Below are 15,224 nucleotides of genomic sequence, written 5' to 3' on the forward strand. Positions count from 1 at the left end.
TCTTTTCTCATCAGGTGCAATGGTCGCCATTCTACAGAGGGTTGCCGCAACAATTGGTAAAACCTGACCAGGCGGTTCATCACACCGCTTCCAGTTCCCGTCGATAAGCGTAGGTATCGGCGAAGCGCGATAGAAGGAACTCGGCGCAGGTGGTGGCCGGGTATTTCGCCGGGTGCGATGCGTCCTGACAGCCGGGCAGGCAGTCGATGCGGGTATCCGGGTGCGGCTCGGCGAAAAACGGCATCGAATAACGATCCACGCCCAGGGGGCTGATCACCCGGTGCGGCGTCGACAGGTAGCGGTCGTTGCTCCAGCGCGCCATCATGTCGCCGAGGTTGACCACGAAGGTGCCTTCGATGGGCGGCGCGTCGATCCATTCGCCTTTGACGCTGCGTACCTGCAAGCCACCGGCGGTGTCCTGGTAGAGCAGGGTGATGCAGCCGTAGTCGGTGTGCGCCCCGGCACCTTGTTGCTCTTCGGAACTGGCGGTGTGGCGCGGCGGGTAATGGATCATGCGCAGTACGCTGACCGGGTCATTGAAGCGTGTGTCGAAGAAATCGCGCTCAATCCCCAGCGCGATGGTCATGGCCCGCAACAGTGTTTGCGCCAGGGCTTGCATGTCGATGTAGTGCTGCTCCATCAACGCTTCCCAGCCGCGGATGGACGGATGGCGATTGGGGCCGCGCAAGGGTTTTTCCGCCAGTACGTCAGGGTGCCCGGCCGGCAGGTGCAGACCCATGTCGAAGGTTTCTTTGAGGTCGCTGGGTTTGCCTGGGTCCAATTGCTCGGTGGCAATGGCGCCGTAGCCGCGATGGTGACGGGTCTGGGTGATGTCGATCTTGAGTTTTTCGGCGGTGGGTTGGGCGAAGAAGAACTTGGCGTGGTCGAGCAGGGCGTCGATTCGCGCAGTGCTGATCGGATGGCCCTTGATATAGAAAAAGCCCCACTCGCGGCAGGCGAGGTCGATTTGTTTGGCGACAGTTTGCCAGGCTATTTGGTCGGTGCTGTAGAGCGGGGTGATGTCGATGATGGGGAGGCTGGTCATACGCAATCCTTGAACGCGATGAAGATCACATGTGGGAGCGAGCCTGCTCGCGAATGCGGTGTGTCAACCAACATCAATGTTGAGTGTACAGACGCCTTCGCGAGCAGGCTCGCTCCCACAGGGTTTTGTGTTCTGACTGGAGAGTTACTTCGGAATCTCGGCCTTCATGCCTTCCACGTAGTAATTCATCGACGCCAGTTCCTCCGTGGTCGCGCTCGCGCCCGCCGGAATTTTCTCGACCCCGGCCTGATCCTTGATCGGCCCGGTGAACAGTTGCAGCGCACCGCTCTTGATGTCGGCGATGAGCTGCTCGGCTTCGCTCTTCACCGTCGCTGGCACCAGGTCGCTGATCGGCAGTTCAACGGTGCCTTCTTTCAAGCCGCCCCAGTAGTCCCGGGATTTCCAGTCATGATCGATCACGCTTTGGGTTGCCTGAACGTAGTGCGGGCCCCAGTCGTTGACGATGGAGGTCAGCACCGCTTTCGGCCCGAAGTGCGCCATGTCCGAAGCGTAGCCCACGGCATAAACGCCGCGACGTTCGGCCGCCTGGATCGGCGCGGGGCTGTCGGTGTGCTGGAACACCACGTCCACGCCCTGGTCGATCAGCGCGTTGGCGGCGTCCGCTTCCTTGCCCGGATCGAACCATGAGTTGACCCACACCACCTTGATCTCGGTGCCGGGGTTGTACTTGTTCAGGGCCAACTGGATGGCGTTGATGTCGCGGATCACTTCCGGGATCGGGAACGAGGCGACGTAGCCGACCTTTTTGGTCTTGGTCATCTTCGCCGCGAGGAAACCGCCGACGTAGCGACCCTCGTAAGTACGCGCCAGGTAAGTGCCGAGGTTCTTGTCCTGCTTGTAGCCGGTGGCGTGTTCGAAGGTCACCTTGGGAAACTGTTTGGCGACCTTCACGGTCGGGTTCATGTAGCCGAAGGAAGTGGTGAAGATCAGGTCGTATTTGTCCTTGGCCATGTTGCGGATCACCCGCTCGGCGTCGGCGCCTTCGGCGACGTTTTCCACGTAGTTGGTGGTGATCTGTGCGCCGAATTTTTCCGCGAGTTCCTTACGCCCCTGTTCATGCTGATACGTCCAGCCGTGGTCACCGATCGGACCGATATAGACGAAGCCGACTTTCAGCGGATCGGCGGCTACGGCGGTCAGGCTGGCGCTCAAACCGATGGCTGCCGCAACAGCGCAAAGCAGCTTCTTCAACGGACGGTTGTGCATGAATTGGAACTCCATTTTGTTGTGAGGTTGGCTGGGCTCTCTGGCTTGCACAGGGCAATGCAAATTGCTGACCAACAAGACAACAAAACATGAATCCGCGCTGATGCTATCGCGAGCAAGCTCGCGACAGGTCCTTGAAGTCCGATAACAGTGCATGTCCTTGCACAGCTGCCATCCACTGGTGCGCCAATGATCCTCCACAAAACCAATGTGGGAGCGAGCCTGCTCCCACAGTTTTAATCGGTGTTGTATCAGGTCCCGGCGATCAACTGCCGCGCCGCCTGGCTGTGATCAGCAATCAACCCCTTCAGATCCAGCCCTTCGACCTGCCCATCGATCACCCGCCACTTGCCGCCGACCATCACTCGATCCGCGCGATCAGCACCGCATAGCAGCAACGCCGAGACCGGATCATGACTGCCGGAGAAGCGCAGTTCATCGAGCTTGAACATCGCCAGGTCAGCCTGCTTGCCCACGGCCAACTCGCCGATATCGGTACGGCCCAGCAGGCTCGCCGAACCCTTGGTCGCCCAACCCAACACGCGCTCCGGCGTGATCTTCTCGGCGCCGTAGCGCAGACGCTGGATGTACAATGCCTGACGCGCTTCGAGCATCATGTTCGAGGCATCGTTAGACGCCGAACCGTCCACGCCCAAACCAAGCAAGGCACCGGCATCGGTCAGCTCGATGCTCGGGCAGATACCCGAGGCCAGGCGCATGTTCGAACTCGGGCAATGGCAAATGCCGGTGCCGGCGGCGCCGAGGCGGGCGATTTCGTCCGGATTGAAATGGATGCCATGGGCCAGCCAGGTACGCGGGCCGAGCCAGCCGACACTGTCCAGATAGTCCACGGTGCGCAGGCCGAAGCGTTGCAGGCAGAAATCTTCTTCGTCGAGGGTTTCTGCCAGGTGGGTGTGCAGGCGCACGTCGAGTTTGTTCGCCAGCTCGGCACTCGCCGACATGATTTCCGGGGTCACCGAGAACGGCGAGCACGGTGCCAGGGCGATCTGGATTTGCGCGCCGTCACCGCGTTCGTGGTATTCGGCGATCAGGCGCTGGCTGTCGGCGAGGATCACTTCGCCTTCCTGCACGGTCTGTTGTGGCGGCAGGCCACCGTCCTTTTCACCGAGGCTCATGGAACCGCGGGTGAGCATGGCGCGCATGCCCAATTCACGAACGCTCTCGACTTGCACGTCGATCGCGTTTTCCAGACCTTCCGGGAACAGGTAGTGATGGTCGGCTGCGGTGGTGCAACCGGACAGCAGCAATTCAGCCAGCGCGACTTTGGTGGCGAGGGCGAGTTTTTCCGGGGTCAGGCGTGCCCAGACTGGGTACAGGGTTTTCAGCCACGGGAACAGCGGCTGATTGACCACCGGTGCCCAGGCGCGGGTCAGGGTTTGATAGAAGTGGTGATGGGTGTTGATCAGGCCCGGCAGGATCACATGCTCGCGGGCATCGAACACTTCATTGCACGGTGCGGACGGTTGTTGACCGGCGCCGAGTACTTCGACGATCAAACCGTCTTGCAGCACCAGACCGCCACGGGCATCGAGACCGTTGGAGGTGAAAATGGCGAGGGGATTTTTTAACCAGGTACGGGTCGCAGGCATGTTGGCCGGCTCCTCTGAAAGTTGGGTTCAGGGTTGCCAGCTCAGTGTTGCCCTGTCTGCTGATCCAGGGTCGCCGGGGAGGCGAGGTGCGAAGTGTCGATCAAAACGCCCTGGCGGGCAAGCCCAACCCGACCAGACGAAGAGTAACCCTGTGGGAGCGAGCCGGCTCGCGATGACGGAGTGTCAGTCGACAACATCTGTGCCTGATACACCGCCATCGCGAGCAGGCTCGCTCCCACAGGTTATGGGGTATTACCAGGGAATGGTTTCACCCCGGTAGTTGATGAAGTGATGCCCGCCCTTGCCGACATAGGCATTCACCTGATCGACCAGGCCACGGGTGCTGGTTTCCACGTCGATGTCCGCGCCTTCACCCCCCATGTCGGTTTTCACCCAGCCCGGGTGCAGCGACAGCACGGTGAGACTGGTTTCGCCCAATTGCGTGACGAAGCTGTTGGTCATGGAGTTCAGCGCCGCCTTGCTGGCCTTGTACAACGCCAGTTCCGGCGCATCGGGCATGGTCACGCTGCCGAGCACCGAACTCATGAACGCCAGCACGCCGGTGTCCGGGCGCAGTTGCTCGACAAAATGCTGGGCCAGGTTGATCGGCGCCACGGCGTTGGTGAAAAACAGCTGACCGACTTCGGCCATTGTCGCGCCACCGTTCGGCGTCTGGACATCCGGCCCCTTGACCCCGGCATTGACGAACAACAGGTCAAACACATCACCCTTGAGTTGTTGGCTCAGGGCGGACACCGCCTGCTGATCGTCCATGTCGAGCTTTTCGATCCGCACATCGCCCAGGGCCTGCAAGGCTTCGGCTTTTTGCGGGTCGCGCACGGTGGCGGTGACTTGCCAGCCATCGGCCAGCAGGGTTTTCACCAGTCCGAGGCCAAGCCCCCGGGAGGCGCCGATGATGAGTGCGGTTTTTGCCTTGGACATGAGTGGCTTCCTTGAAAGTTCAGGATAGTGGATTCAATGGACACTAAACCCCAGTCGTTGAGCGGTCTTGATGTACTGCACCCGTTGCACCATGTCTGGCGGATAGTCGCGATGCCCGTTGGCGCTGCGTTGCGCCGCGATCAACCCGCGCTGCTCGTAAAAGCGCAGCGTGTCGCGGCTGACGGCGCTGGCCTGGGCTAATTCACCAATGCGCATCATGACGTCTCGAGGGGGCTTGACCCTGGAGCATACTCCAGGCTTTAGCCTTGTTGCTCCCTGAATTGATGGAGCAATGTCGATGTGGACTACAACGCAATATCGCCGATTGGTGCAAGGCAGCGCCTGGTACGACCTGATCGTGACGGTCGCGTTTGTCACACCGTGGAGTTTTGCGGCGTTGCATGGGTTTTTGACGGGGGTGAGTCAGGCGTTGAGTTTACCCGGTGAGTTGCCACCGTTCGAACCAGTGCACATGCTGATGGCGAATCTGCTGGGGTCGATTGTCTGCGTATGGGCAGTGCTGCGGATTCGTGATCCGCAGCAGGTTTATGGGCGCTATGACGCCGTGGCCAGGTTCCTGTTCTCGGCCTGGCAGGCTTATGCCCTGATCCATGGCGCGAGTTCGCTGCTGGTGGTTTTTCTGGTGTTTGAATTGGCGTGGGGCATTGCTCAAGTGTTGCCTGTTCGGCAGCCATCGCGAGCAGGCTCGCTCCCACAGGGTTTGCGCCAGACACATTAATTGCGGCGGACACGGTAATGTGGGAGCGAGCCTGCTCGCGAAGGGGCCCGCCCAGACAACCACTAATGCCCTGCCTGCCACGGCTGCCCCAACGACACCGGCGCATACAACCGTGTGCGCAGCGCATCCCGGGACAGCAGCACCAGCACCACAATGGTCGCGACATACGGCAGCATCGCCAGCAGACTCGACGCAATTGCCAGTCCCAACCCCTGCGCCACCAGGTGCAGGATGCTGGCGAGCCCGAACAGGTACGCGCCGAGCAGCAGGCGCCACACCCGCCAACTGGCGAACACCACCAGCGCCAGGGCAATCCAGCCGCGCCCGGCGCTCATGTTCTCCGCCCACATCGGCGTGTAGGCCAGGGACAGATATGCCCCGGCCAGCCCTGCCATCGCACCGCCGCACAACACCGCCAGGGTCCGCACCGCCAACACCGGCAAGCCCATGGCGCTGGCCGCATCCGGGTTTTCCCCGACCGCCTGAATGATCAGCCCGACGCGGCTTTTCAGAATCACCCAGGCCACCAGCGCAAACAGCGCGAATGACAAATACACCAACAGGTCCTGGGCAAACAGCATCCGTCCGATCAGCGGGATCTCGCTCAAATATGGAATCGCCATCGGCTCGAATCCCGCCAGCGGCTTGCCGACCCAGGCCGCACCGACGAAGGTCGACAGGCCCACGCCGAAAATCGTCAGGGCCAGACCGGTGGCCACCTGATTGGCGTTGAACACCAGCGCCACCAAGGCAAAGAGGGACGACAACAGCATCCCGGCGAACATTGCCAGCAACACGCCGAGCCATAGATTGCCGGTGTTGAACGCGACGATGAAACCGATCACCGCGCCAAACAGCATCATGCCTTCCTGGCCAAGGTTGAGGACGCCACTTTTCTCGCAGATCAGTTCCCCCAGCGCCACCAGCAGCAACGGCGTACCGCAGCGGACCATGGCGTAGAAAATATTGCTCAGCAGATCGATATCCATCACAGCGCTCCTGCTTGTACGGCGGTGGTTTGGGCGCGGCGGGTCCAGCGCAGGTTCAGGCGTGGGCGATAGAGAATCAGCACATCACTGGCGAGCAGGAAAAACAGCATCATGCCCTGGAACAATTGGGTGATGGCTTGCGGCAGGTTCAGGCTCATTTGTGCGCTTTCGCCGCCGATGTACAGCAGCGCCATCAGCAGACTGGAAAACAGGATGCCGACAGGGTTCAGGCGGCCGAGAAATGCCACGGTGATCGCCGCATAGCCGTAGCCCGGCGAGACCTGCGGCACCAGCTGACCGATGGGGCCGCTGACTTCGCACACGCCGGAAAGCCCCGCCAGGCTGCCGCTGATCAACAGCGCGAGCCAGATCAGACGTTTCTCGCGAAAGCCGACAAAACCGGCGGCACGCTTGTCCAGCCCGAGCACTTTGATCTGGAAACCGACAAAGCTTTTCTGCAACAACACCCACACGGTCACCAACGCGAGCAGGGCGAAGTAAACCCCGGCGTGGACCCGGCCATCTTCCATCAGCAACGGCAAGCGGCTGGCGTCGCCGAACATCGCCGATTGCGGAAAATTGAAACCATCCGGATCTTTCAGTGGACCGTGCACGCAATACAGCAAAAGGTTCAGGGCGATGTAATTGAGCATGATGCTGGTGAGGATCTCATTGGCGTTGAAACGCGTGCGCAACCACGCCGTCAGCCCGGCCCACGCAGCTCCGGCCAAGGTGCCGGTGAGCAAGATCAGCACCAGCGCCCAGCGGCTTTGCATATCGATGATGTTCACCGCCAGCGCACTGCCGGCCAACGCACCGAGCAGCAGTTGACCTTCGGCGCCGATGTTCCAGATGCGCGCCTGGTAGGCGACGGCCAGGCCCAATGCGCAGAGCAGAATCGGCAGGGCTTTGACCAGCAATTCGGAGACGCCGTACAGGTCGCTGACCGGCGCAATCAGCAAGGTGTGCAGCGTCAGCAGCGGGTCGTGCCCGAGCGCGATAAACAACAGCGAGCCACAGCCCAGTGTCAGTGCCGCTGCGAGCAACGGCGAGCACCACAGCATCAGGCGCGATTGCTGGCCGCGGGGTTCAAGAGAAAGCAGCATGTGACACTCCGTTAACGCGTGGCGGATTCGAGTGATTGAGGGGCACCGAACTGGCCGGCCATCCAGCCGCCGACATCGCTCAGGCGCGTGTCGACTGTGGCGTGGAGCGCCGACAACCGACCACCGCACAAGGCGCCGAGGCGGTCGCTGATCTGGAACAGTTCATCGAGGTCTTCGGAAATCACCAGGATCGCCGCGCCGGCATCGCGCAAGGCAATCAAGGCGCGGTGAATGGTGGCGGCCGCGCCGACGTCCACGCCCCAGGTCGGGTGTGCGGCGACCAGCAGTTTCGGTCGCTGAAGGATTTCCCGGCCGAGGATGAATTTCTGCAGGTTTCCCCCGGACAGGCTGCGGGCCGGTGCCTGGCTATCGGGTGTCTTGACCCCGAAACGGCGGATGATTTCCTCGGCCAGTGCTTCGACTTTGCCGCGCTGAATCAGGCCGTTATTCACCAACCCCTGCTGGAAGGCGGTCAGCAGCGCGTTGTCCGCCAGGCTCAGCTCCGGCACTGCACCATGGCCCAGGCGTTCGGCGGGGACGAACGCCAGGCCGAGTTGGCGGCGAACATCGGGACGCAAATGGGCGACGGGCTCCTGGCCAAAACGGATCGTTGCGCTGGCGTTGCGGGGCAGCAGTACTTCGCCGCTGAGCAAGGCCAGCAACTCGTCCTGGCCATTGCCGGCGACACCGGCGATGCCGACAATTTCACCACGGCGCGCTTCAAGGTCGATGTTGGCAAGCGAGCAGCCGAACGGGTCCGGGTTGTGCCAGGACAAGCCACGGACATCAAGGAACGCCTCACCTCCGGTAACCTTCGGATAGTCAGCGATCAACTCCGCCGCTTCACCGACCATCAAGCGCGCCAGTTGCTGATCCGAACACTCGGCCGGCACGCAATGCCCGGACACCCGACCGCCTCGTAAAACCGTTGCGCTGTGGCACAACGCGCGGACTTCCCCAAGCTTGTGGCTGATGAACAAAATGCTGCAACCCTCGGCGGCAAGCCGGCGCAGGGTGACGAACAAGTCGTCGGCCTCCTGCGGCGTCAGCACCGAAGTCGGTTCATCGAGAATCAACAGGCGGATGTCCTGCATCAGGCAGCGAATGATTTCCACCCGTTGCCGTTCACCGATCGACAGGCTGTGGACAAGTCGCTCCGGTTCCAGCGCCATGCCATAGCGCCGGGACACCTCGCGAATCTTCGGCTCAAGCTGTTTGGGTGTGCCTGCCGCCGCGCCCATGGCCAGGGCGATGTTCTGCGCCACGCTCAGGGTTTCGAACAGCGAGAAATGCTGGAACACCATGCCGATTCCCAAACCCCGGGCCTGGGCCGGGTTGCGCAGGCTCACCCGCCGGCCTTGCCAGATCACTTCGCCGGAATCGGCGTGGGTGACGCCGTAGATGATCTTCATCAAGGTGCTTTTACCCGCGCCGTTTTCGCCGAGCAGGGCATGGATCTCGCCAGGGGCAATGGTCAGGTCGATGGCGTCGTTGGCCAGGCAACCGGGGTAGCGTTTTGTGATGCTGCGCAGTTGCAGGCGCGGAACCGGATCGGGGGTTGGAGCGCGATTGGGCATGACAGGCTCGGTGCTGTTGGACTTGTGCCTGTGGATAAAGCAATTTTCTGGCCATCTGGTCAGGAAAATGTCGAAGTCCTGCGAGCCGAGGCGTTGAGTGCGCCGCTTTCGAATGTCTCACCCACAGCCCGGCACCACATGGGGGCAATGGCGCAAATCAAGCCCCGATTTTGCTCGTGGGGTTTTGCTCAAAAAATGAGCAATCGACCACAAGCCATAGCGTGCAGGGCGCCGAGACGGCCATGAACGGGTTATCCACAGATTGCTCCACAGTATTTGTGTGCAAGCTCAAAGCATGGGCATAAGCACTGAGTGGCTTTCTTCTAAAGGCGATAAACCGTTGTAACTGTTTGTTTTTATTTGAATTTGATGTACTTGATGGCAGATTGGACGAAAATTGAGCAAAGTCCGCAAAGCCGCATGACAGAAGGGTTACAGCGGTATGTGCTCAGGTTATCCACAGGCGGGTGCACAGCAGATGTGGGCAAATATGGAATAAGTGAAAAAGTGGCGTGCCCCAAAAGATTGCAGCCTGTGATTCAGCGCTGTAACAGAATTCGCCCGCGACTCAAATCGGCCAGTTGTGACTGCAAGGTGTCGATCTGCGCACCGCCCACGGCCAGCTGCAACTCGACCCCATTGGAGGTGAAGCTTTCATCCACAACCAATCCACCTGCTTCTGCCACCCGCAGCTTGACCAGGGCCAACTCGGCAAACCCGCAGGCGCAACGCAGCGGCACCCGGCTGATCAGCTCGATCTTTGGCGCCGCTTGCAGGCATTTGTTTGCACCCCCGCCATAAGCGCGGGCGAGCCCCCCGGTGCCCAGTTGGATGCCGCCATACCAGCGAATCACCAGCACCGCGACCTGATCGCAATCCTGCGCCTCTATCGCCGCCAGAATCGGCCGCCCGGCCGTGCCGCCGGGCTCGCCATCATCGGTGCTGCGATACTGATCGCCGAGCTTCCACGCCCAGCAGTTGTGCGAGGCATTGAAGTCACTGTGCTGTTCAATGAACGCCTGGGCCTCGGCCGGGCTGGAGATCGGCGCGGCGAAGGTCATGAAGCGACTCTTGCGAATCTCTTCGCGGTATTCGCAAAAACCGCTGAGGGTAAATGGCATACGTACCTGAATGGCAACTTAGATGGCAGGTTTCAGGCCGCAGCCCTTGAGAATGATGCGGATCAGGTTGTCCCCGGCGTCTTCCATGTCCTGTTTGGTCAACCTGGTGCGCCCGGTGACGCGGCAGATCTGGGTGGCGAAGTCGGCGTAGTGCTGGGTGCTGCCCCACAACAGGAAGATCAGGTGCACCGGATCGACCGGGTCCATTTTACCGGCGTCGATCCAGGCCTGGAACACGCCCGCACGACCCTGGAACCAGGCGCGATAGTCCTGGTTGAAGTACTCGGTCAGGCATTCGCCGCCGCTGATGACTTCCATGGCGAAAATCCGCGAGGCTTGCGGCTGGCGCCGGGAGAACTCGATTTTTGCGCGGATGTAGCGGGTCAAGGCTTCGGCCGGATCGTCCTCGGCGGTGAGGGTGTTGAAGGTGCTGTCCCACAACTCGATGATGTTGCTCAGCACCGCCACGTACAAACCGAGCTTGTTGGTGAAGTAGTAATGCAGGTTCGCCTTGGGCAGCCCGGCATTCTGGGCGATGGTGTTCATGCTCGTGCCTTTGTAGCCGTGACGGGCGAACTCGTCTTCGGCGGCTTTGATGATGGTCTCTTCGTTTTTCTGACGAATGCGGCTGACGGGTTTTCCGCCGTGGGCTGGGACTTCAAAGGTCATAGGCACTTCCGAGAAGATGAGTGGGTGCGGCCAGTGCGTTGATAGCGCACCGGCAGGTTACAGACAAGTCTATGGGGAAAAACCAATCCACTGAGGGCTTGTTCAATTATGCAATTCAACGCGTCGCCGCGAGACTCTCGAGAAAACTCTCCAGCACCAGATGCGGTCGACGTCCCTTGCGGGTGACCGACGCCAGGCTCAGGTCATAGAAACGCGTTTTTGCTTTCAATGCACGCAACCGACCTTGCTGTACCCAAAGACTCGCGTAGTGATCCGGCAAATAGCCGATGTAGCGCCCGGTCAGGATCAGGAACGCCATGCCTTCACGGTCCGAGGCGCTGGCGGTGCAATTGAGCGCCTGGTAGTGAGCCTGGATCTCCGCCGGCAAACGAAAGGTGGGCGCGATGGCGTCCTGGCTATTCAGGCGTTCGTCGTCCAGTTGCTTGTCGTCGACATAGAACAGCGGGTGACCGACCGCGCAGTACAGCAGCGAACGTTCGCTATACAACGGTTGATACTCCAGCCCCGACAGCGCGCTGGCCTGCGGCACCACGCCGACATGCAGACGGCCGTCGAGCACGCCTTGTTCGACTTCATTGGGCGCGATCATGCGGATCTGGATTTGCACGTCGGGGCCGCGTTCCTTCAATTGTGCGAGGGCATGGGTGATGCGCATGTGGGGCAGGGTGACCAGGTTGTCGGTCAATCCAATGATCAATTCGCCGCGCAAGTGCTGGTGCAGGCCATTGACCTCGGTGCGGAAGCTTTCCAGTGCACTTAACAGCTGCAACGCCGATTGATAGACCTCGCGGCCTTCTTCGGTCAGGGAAAACCCGGCACGTCCACGTTGACACAGACGCAGGCCGAGGCGTTGCTCCAGATCGCTCATCTGCTGGCTGATCGCCGAGCGACCGATGCCCAGCACGGTTTCCGCCGCGGAGAAGCCGCCGCATTCCACCACGCTGCGGAAAATCCTCAGCAGGCGGATATCAAAGTCGCTGACCTGGGCCAGCGGATCGGGACGGCGAGTGCTCATGCGGGTTACTCAAAGTTTAGTAGTTGGCTGACTGAACATTAGAAGAGTTGGATTTCACAGACTTTATCTCCGTGGCAATTTAGCTGCAACAACGGTTTTCAATCCTTACGCCGCTTATTGCCTTGCGAGATTTCGCCCATGAACCAGCCTGAAAACGCCCCGACTTCCCTGGCCAGCCAGCTCAAGCTCGATGCTCACTGGATGCCTTACACCGCCAACCGCAACTTCCAGCGCGACCCGCGGCTGATCGTTGGCGCCGAAGGCAGTTGGCTGATCGACGACAAGGGCCGCAAGGTTTACGACTCGTTGTCCGGTCTGTGGACCTGTGGCGCCGGGCACACCCGCAAGGAAATCCAGGAAGCGGTCGCCAGGCAACTGGGCACTCTCGATTACTCGCCAGGCTTCCAGTACGGTCATCCGCTGTCCTTCCAGCTGGCTGAGAAAATCACCGACCTGACCCCGGGCAACCTGAATCACGTGTTTTTCACCGACTCGGGCTCCGAGTGTGCTGACACCGCCGTGAAGATGGTCCGTGCTTACTGGCGCCTGAAGGGCCAGTCGACCAAGACCAAAATGATCGGTCGTGCCCGTGGTTACCACGGTGTGAATATCGCCGGCACCAGCCTCGGGGGCGTGAACGGCAACCGCAAGCTGTTCGGTCAGGCGATGATGGACGTCGACCACCTGCCGCACACCTTGCTGGCCAGCAACGCTTACTCCCGTGGCATGCCGGAGCAGGGTGGTATCGCCCTGGCTGACGAACTGCTGAAGCTGATCGAGCTGCACGATGCGTCGAACATCGCGGCGGTCTTCGTCGAGCCATTGGCCGGTTCCGCTGGCGTGCTGGTTCCGCCACAGGGTTACCTCAAGCGTCTGCGTGAAATCTGCGACCAGCACAACATCCTGCTGGTGTTCGACGAAGTGATCACCGGTTTCGGCCGTACCGGCACCATGTTCGGCGCCACCACCTTCGGCGTGACCCCGGACCTGATGTGCATCGCCAAGCAAGTCACCAACGGTGCGATCCCGATGGGCGCGGTGATTGCCAGCTCCGAGATCTACCAGACCTTCATGAATCAGCCAACGCCTGAATATGCGGTGGAGTTCCCTCACGGCTACACCTATTCCGCGCATCCGGTGGCTTGCGCCGCGGGCCTGGCGGCACTCGACCTGCTGCAAAAGGAAAACCTGGTGCAGAGCGTGGCTGAAGTCGCGCCGCATTTCGAAAATGCGCTGCACGGTCTCAAGGGCACCAAGAACATCATCGACATCCGCAACTTCGGCCTGGCCGGTGCGATCCAGATCGCTCCACGTGACGGCGATGCGATCGTGCGTCCGTTCGAAGCCGGCATGGCGCTGTGGAAAGCCGGGTTCTACGTGCGCTTCGGCGGCGACACCCTGCAGTTCGGCCCAACCTTCAACAGCAAGCCGCAGGACCTGGATCGTCTGTTCGACGCGGTCGGCGAAGTGCTGAGCAAGATCGACTGATTTCTCCTTCTATATACCTATAAACAACGGGCGCTCGGGAACGGGCGCCTGTGGACAACTTTTCAGGAGCTTCCATGAGCGTTATTCCGCATTTGATCAATGGCGAACTGGTGACCGAGAACGGTCGCGCGGTTGATGTGTTCAACCCGTCTACCGGCCAGGCTATCCACAAGCTGCCACTGGCGACCCGCGAAACCATCCAGAGCGCCATCGACGCGGCCAAGGCTGCATTCCCGGCCTGGCGCAACACGCCGCCGGCCAAGCGTGCCCAAGTGATGTTCCGCTTCAAGCAACTGCTGGAGCAGAACGAAGCCCGCATCTCGCAATTGATCAGTGAAGAGCACGGCAAGACCCTGGAAGATGCTGCCGGTGAACTGAAGCGCGGCATCGAGAACGTCGAGTTCGCTTGCGCGGCCCCGGAAATCCTCAAGGGCGAATACAGCCGTAACGTCGGCCCGAACATCGATGCCTGGTCTGACTTCCAGCCGCTGGGCGTGGTTGCCGGTATCACGCCGTTCAACTTCCCGGCCATGGTGCCGCTGTGGATGTACCCGCTGGCGATCGTCTGCGGCAACTGCTTCATCCTCAAGCCTTCCGAGCGTGACCCGAGTTCGACGCTGCTGATTGCCCAATTGCTGCTGGAGGCTGGTTTGCCTAAAGGCGTACTGAGCGTGGTGCACGGTGACAAGACTGCGGTGGACGCATTGATCGAAGCGCCGGAAGTCAAAGCGCTGAGCTTCGTTGGTTCGACGCCGATTGCCGAATACATCTATTCCGAAGGCACCAAGCGCGGCAAGCGCGTTCAGGCCCTGGGCGGTGCGAAGAACCACGCCGTGCTGATGCCGGATGCAGATTTGGACAACGCCGTCAGCGCACTGATGGGCGCGGCCTACGGTTCTTGCGGTGAGCGTTGCATGGCGATCTCCGTAGCAGTGTGTGTCGGTGATCAGGTGGCCGATGCACTGGTGGCCAAACTGGTTCCACAAATCAAGGCGCTGAAAATTGGCGCTGGTACTTCTTGCGGTCTGGACATGGGGCCTCTGGTCACTGGCCAGGCCCGCGACAAAGTCAGCGGTTATGTAGAAGACGGCGTAGCTGCTGGCGCGACCCTGGTGGTGGATGGCCGTGGCCTGACCGTCGCTGGTCACGAGGAAGGCTTCTTCCTGGGTGGCTGCCTGTTCGACAACGTCACGCCAGAAATGCGCATCTATAAAGAAGAGATCTTCGGGCCGGTGCTGTGCGTTGTTCGGGTCAACAGCCTGGAAGAAGCCATGCAACTGATCAACGATCACGAATATGGCAACGGCACCTGCATCTTCACCCGTGATGGTGAAGCGGCGCGGTTGTTCTGCGACGAGATTGAAGTCGGCATGGTGGGTGTCAACGTACCGCTGCCGGTGCCGGTGGCATATCACAGCTTTGGCGGCTGGAAGCGTTCGCTGTTCGGCGACCTGCACGCCTATGGCCCGGATGGTGTGCGTTTCTATACCCGCCGCAAAGCCATCACCCAGCGCTGGCCGCAGCGTGCGAGCCATGAAGCTTCGCAGTTCGCCTTCCCTAGCTTGTAAGTAGAAGGGTAGAGAAGGCCGGCCCTTGTGGCCGGCCTTCGCGTTTTCGGGGCTTTTTGAGTTATATGACAGATTTATGAAAATAGCGGTTGACGGCAGATTTCAGA

The 15,224-nt window shown here is 60.7% G+C and carries 13 protein-coding genes and 1 pseudogene; 3 read left to right on the forward strand and 11 right to left on the reverse strand.

Annotated features, from left to right (window positions below):
• Positions 1-79: 79 nt before the first annotated feature.
• From ACM6J5_RS13555 to ACM6J5_RS13575, 5 genes and pseudogenes are all read right to left on the reverse strand, one after another.
• The gene (locus ACM6J5_RS13555; RefSeq protein WP_414928710.1) at positions 80-1,045 is read right to left on the reverse strand and encodes a 2-oxoglutarate and iron-dependent oxygenase domain-containing protein; all 966 of its coding nucleotides are present in this window, start codon (positions 1,043-1,045) and stop codon (positions 80-82) included.
• 144 nt (positions 1,046-1,189) lie between these two features.
• Positions 1,190-2,272, reverse strand: coding sequence for a BMP family ABC transporter substrate-binding protein (locus ACM6J5_RS13560; protein WP_414928711.1), 1,083 nt, complete (start codon positions 2,270-2,272; stop codon positions 1,190-1,192).
• 251 nt (positions 2,273-2,523) lie between these two features.
• On the reverse strand, positions 2,524-3,882 hold the full coding sequence (locus tag ACM6J5_RS13565; RefSeq protein ID WP_008050330.1) for an 8-oxoguanine deaminase: 1,359 nt from the start codon (positions 3,880-3,882) through the stop codon (positions 2,524-2,526).
• Positions 3,883-4,134: 252 nt separating this feature from the next.
• On the reverse strand, positions 4,135-4,824 hold the full coding sequence (locus ACM6J5_RS13570) for an SDR family oxidoreductase (protein WP_414928712.1): 690 nt from the start codon (positions 4,822-4,824) through the stop codon (positions 4,135-4,137).
• Between the two features lie 39 nt (positions 4,825-4,863).
• A pseudogene (locus tag ACM6J5_RS13575) lies at positions 4,864-5,040 on the reverse strand (MerR family transcriptional regulator); the annotation flags it as partial.
• An 82-nt stretch (positions 5,041-5,122) separates the two neighbouring features.
• Between ACM6J5_RS13575 and ACM6J5_RS13580 the strand changes: the two are divergent.
• Positions 5,123-5,563 (forward strand): hypothetical protein, encoded by a 441-nt coding sequence (locus ACM6J5_RS13580; RefSeq protein WP_414928713.1) that lies wholly within the window; start codon positions 5,123-5,125, stop codon positions 5,561-5,563.
• A gap of 62 nt (positions 5,564-5,625) precedes the next feature.
• Here the strand turns inward: ACM6J5_RS13580 and ACM6J5_RS13585 are convergent, their stop codons facing one another.
• The 6 genes from ACM6J5_RS13585 to ACM6J5_RS13610 all read right to left on the reverse strand — a co-directional run bounded on the left by ACM6J5_RS13585 (position 5,626) and on the right by ACM6J5_RS13610 (position 12,061).
• A complete protein-coding gene (locus ACM6J5_RS13585; protein ID WP_414928714.1) occupies positions 5,626-6,552 on the reverse strand; it encodes an ABC transporter permease in 927 nt (308 codons plus the stop codon).
• Positions 6,552-7,658, reverse strand: a complete 1,107-nt coding sequence (locus tag ACM6J5_RS13590; RefSeq protein WP_414928715.1) for an ABC transporter permease — start codon at positions 7,656-7,658, stop codon at positions 6,552-6,554. The genes ACM6J5_RS13585 and ACM6J5_RS13590 overlap by 1 nt, the downstream gene beginning before the upstream one ends.
• Positions 7,659-7,669: 11 nt before the next feature.
• On the reverse strand, positions 7,670-9,235 hold the full coding sequence (locus tag ACM6J5_RS13595; protein ID WP_414928716.1) for an ABC transporter ATP-binding protein: 1,566 nt from the start codon (positions 9,233-9,235) through the stop codon (positions 7,670-7,672).
• Positions 9,236-9,774: 539 nt separating this feature from the next.
• The gene (locus tag ACM6J5_RS13600) at positions 9,775-10,356 is read right to left on the reverse strand and encodes an IMPACT family protein (protein ID WP_414928717.1); all 582 of its coding nucleotides are present in this window, start codon (positions 10,354-10,356) and stop codon (positions 9,775-9,777) included.
• An 18-nt stretch (positions 10,357-10,374) separates the two neighbouring features.
• On the reverse strand, positions 10,375-11,025 hold the full coding sequence (locus ACM6J5_RS13605; protein ID WP_095946038.1) for a TetR/AcrR family transcriptional regulator: 651 nt from the start codon (positions 11,023-11,025) through the stop codon (positions 10,375-10,377).
• Between the two features lie 115 nt (positions 11,026-11,140).
• Positions 11,141-12,061, reverse strand: coding sequence for a LysR family transcriptional regulator (locus ACM6J5_RS13610; RefSeq protein WP_007971880.1), 921 nt, complete (start codon positions 12,059-12,061; stop codon positions 11,141-11,143).
• A gap of 138 nt (positions 12,062-12,199) precedes the next feature.
• Here ACM6J5_RS13610 and ACM6J5_RS13615 point away from each other — a divergent pair, with 138 nt between their 5' ends.
• The gene (locus ACM6J5_RS13615; protein ID WP_095946037.1) at positions 12,200-13,549 is read left to right on the forward strand and encodes an aspartate aminotransferase family protein; all 1,350 of its coding nucleotides are present in this window, start codon (positions 12,200-12,202) and stop codon (positions 13,547-13,549) included.
• A gap of 74 nt (positions 13,550-13,623) precedes the next feature.
• Positions 13,624-15,117 (forward strand): CoA-acylating methylmalonate-semialdehyde dehydrogenase, encoded by a 1,494-nt coding sequence (locus ACM6J5_RS13620; protein ID WP_095946036.1) that lies wholly within the window; start codon positions 13,624-13,626, stop codon positions 15,115-15,117.
• The last annotated feature ends 107 nt before the right edge of the window (positions 15,118-15,224 follow it).

The organism is Pseudomonas sp. IT-P74 (genome assembly GCF_949768175.1).
Lineage (GTDB): Bacteria > Pseudomonadota > Gammaproteobacteria > Pseudomonadales > Pseudomonadaceae > Aquipseudomonas.

Coding starts and splice junctions, on each gene's coding strand:
- ACM6J5_RS13580 (WP_414928713.1), top strand. CDS start 5,123: ATGTGGACTACAACGCAATATCGCCGATTGGTGCAAGGCAGCGCCTGG.
- ACM6J5_RS13600 (WP_414928717.1), bottom strand. CDS start 10,356: ATGCCATTTACCCTCAGCGGTTTTTGCGAATACCGCGAAGAGATTCGC.
- ACM6J5_RS13585 (WP_414928714.1), bottom strand. CDS start 6,552: ATGGATATCGATCTGCTGAGCAATATTTTCTACGCCATGGTCCGCTGC.
- ACM6J5_RS13615 (WP_095946037.1), top strand. CDS start 12,200: ATGAACCAGCCTGAAAACGCCCCGACTTCCCTGGCCAGCCAGCTCAAG.
- ACM6J5_RS13620 (WP_095946036.1), top strand. CDS start 13,624: ATGAGCGTTATTCCGCATTTGATCAATGGCGAACTGGTGACCGAGAAC.
- ACM6J5_RS13610 (WP_007971880.1), bottom strand. CDS start 12,061: ATGAGCACTCGCCGTCCCGATCCGCTGGCCCAGGTCAGCGACTTTGAT.
- ACM6J5_RS13560 (WP_414928711.1), bottom strand. CDS start 2,272: ATGCACAACCGTCCGTTGAAGAAGCTGCTTTGCGCTGTTGCGGCAGCC.
- ACM6J5_RS13605 (WP_095946038.1), bottom strand. CDS start 11,025: ATGACCTTTGAAGTCCCAGCCCACGGCGGAAAACCCGTCAGCCGCATT.
- ACM6J5_RS13595 (WP_414928716.1), bottom strand. CDS start 9,235: ATGCCCAATCGCGCTCCAACCCCCGATCCGGTTCCGCGCCTGCAACTG.
- ACM6J5_RS13590 (WP_414928715.1), bottom strand. CDS start 7,658: ATGCTGCTTTCTCTTGAACCCCGCGGCCAGCAATCGCGCCTGATGCTG.
- ACM6J5_RS13570 (WP_414928712.1), bottom strand. CDS start 4,824: ATGTCCAAGGCAAAAACCGCACTCATCATCGGCGCCTCCCGGGGGCTT.
- ACM6J5_RS13555 (WP_414928710.1), bottom strand. CDS start 1,045: ATGACCAGCCTCCCCATCATCGACATCACCCCGCTCTACAGCACCGAC.
- ACM6J5_RS13565 (WP_008050330.1), bottom strand. CDS start 3,882: ATGCCTGCGACCCGTACCTGGTTAAAAAATCCCCTCGCCATTTTCACC.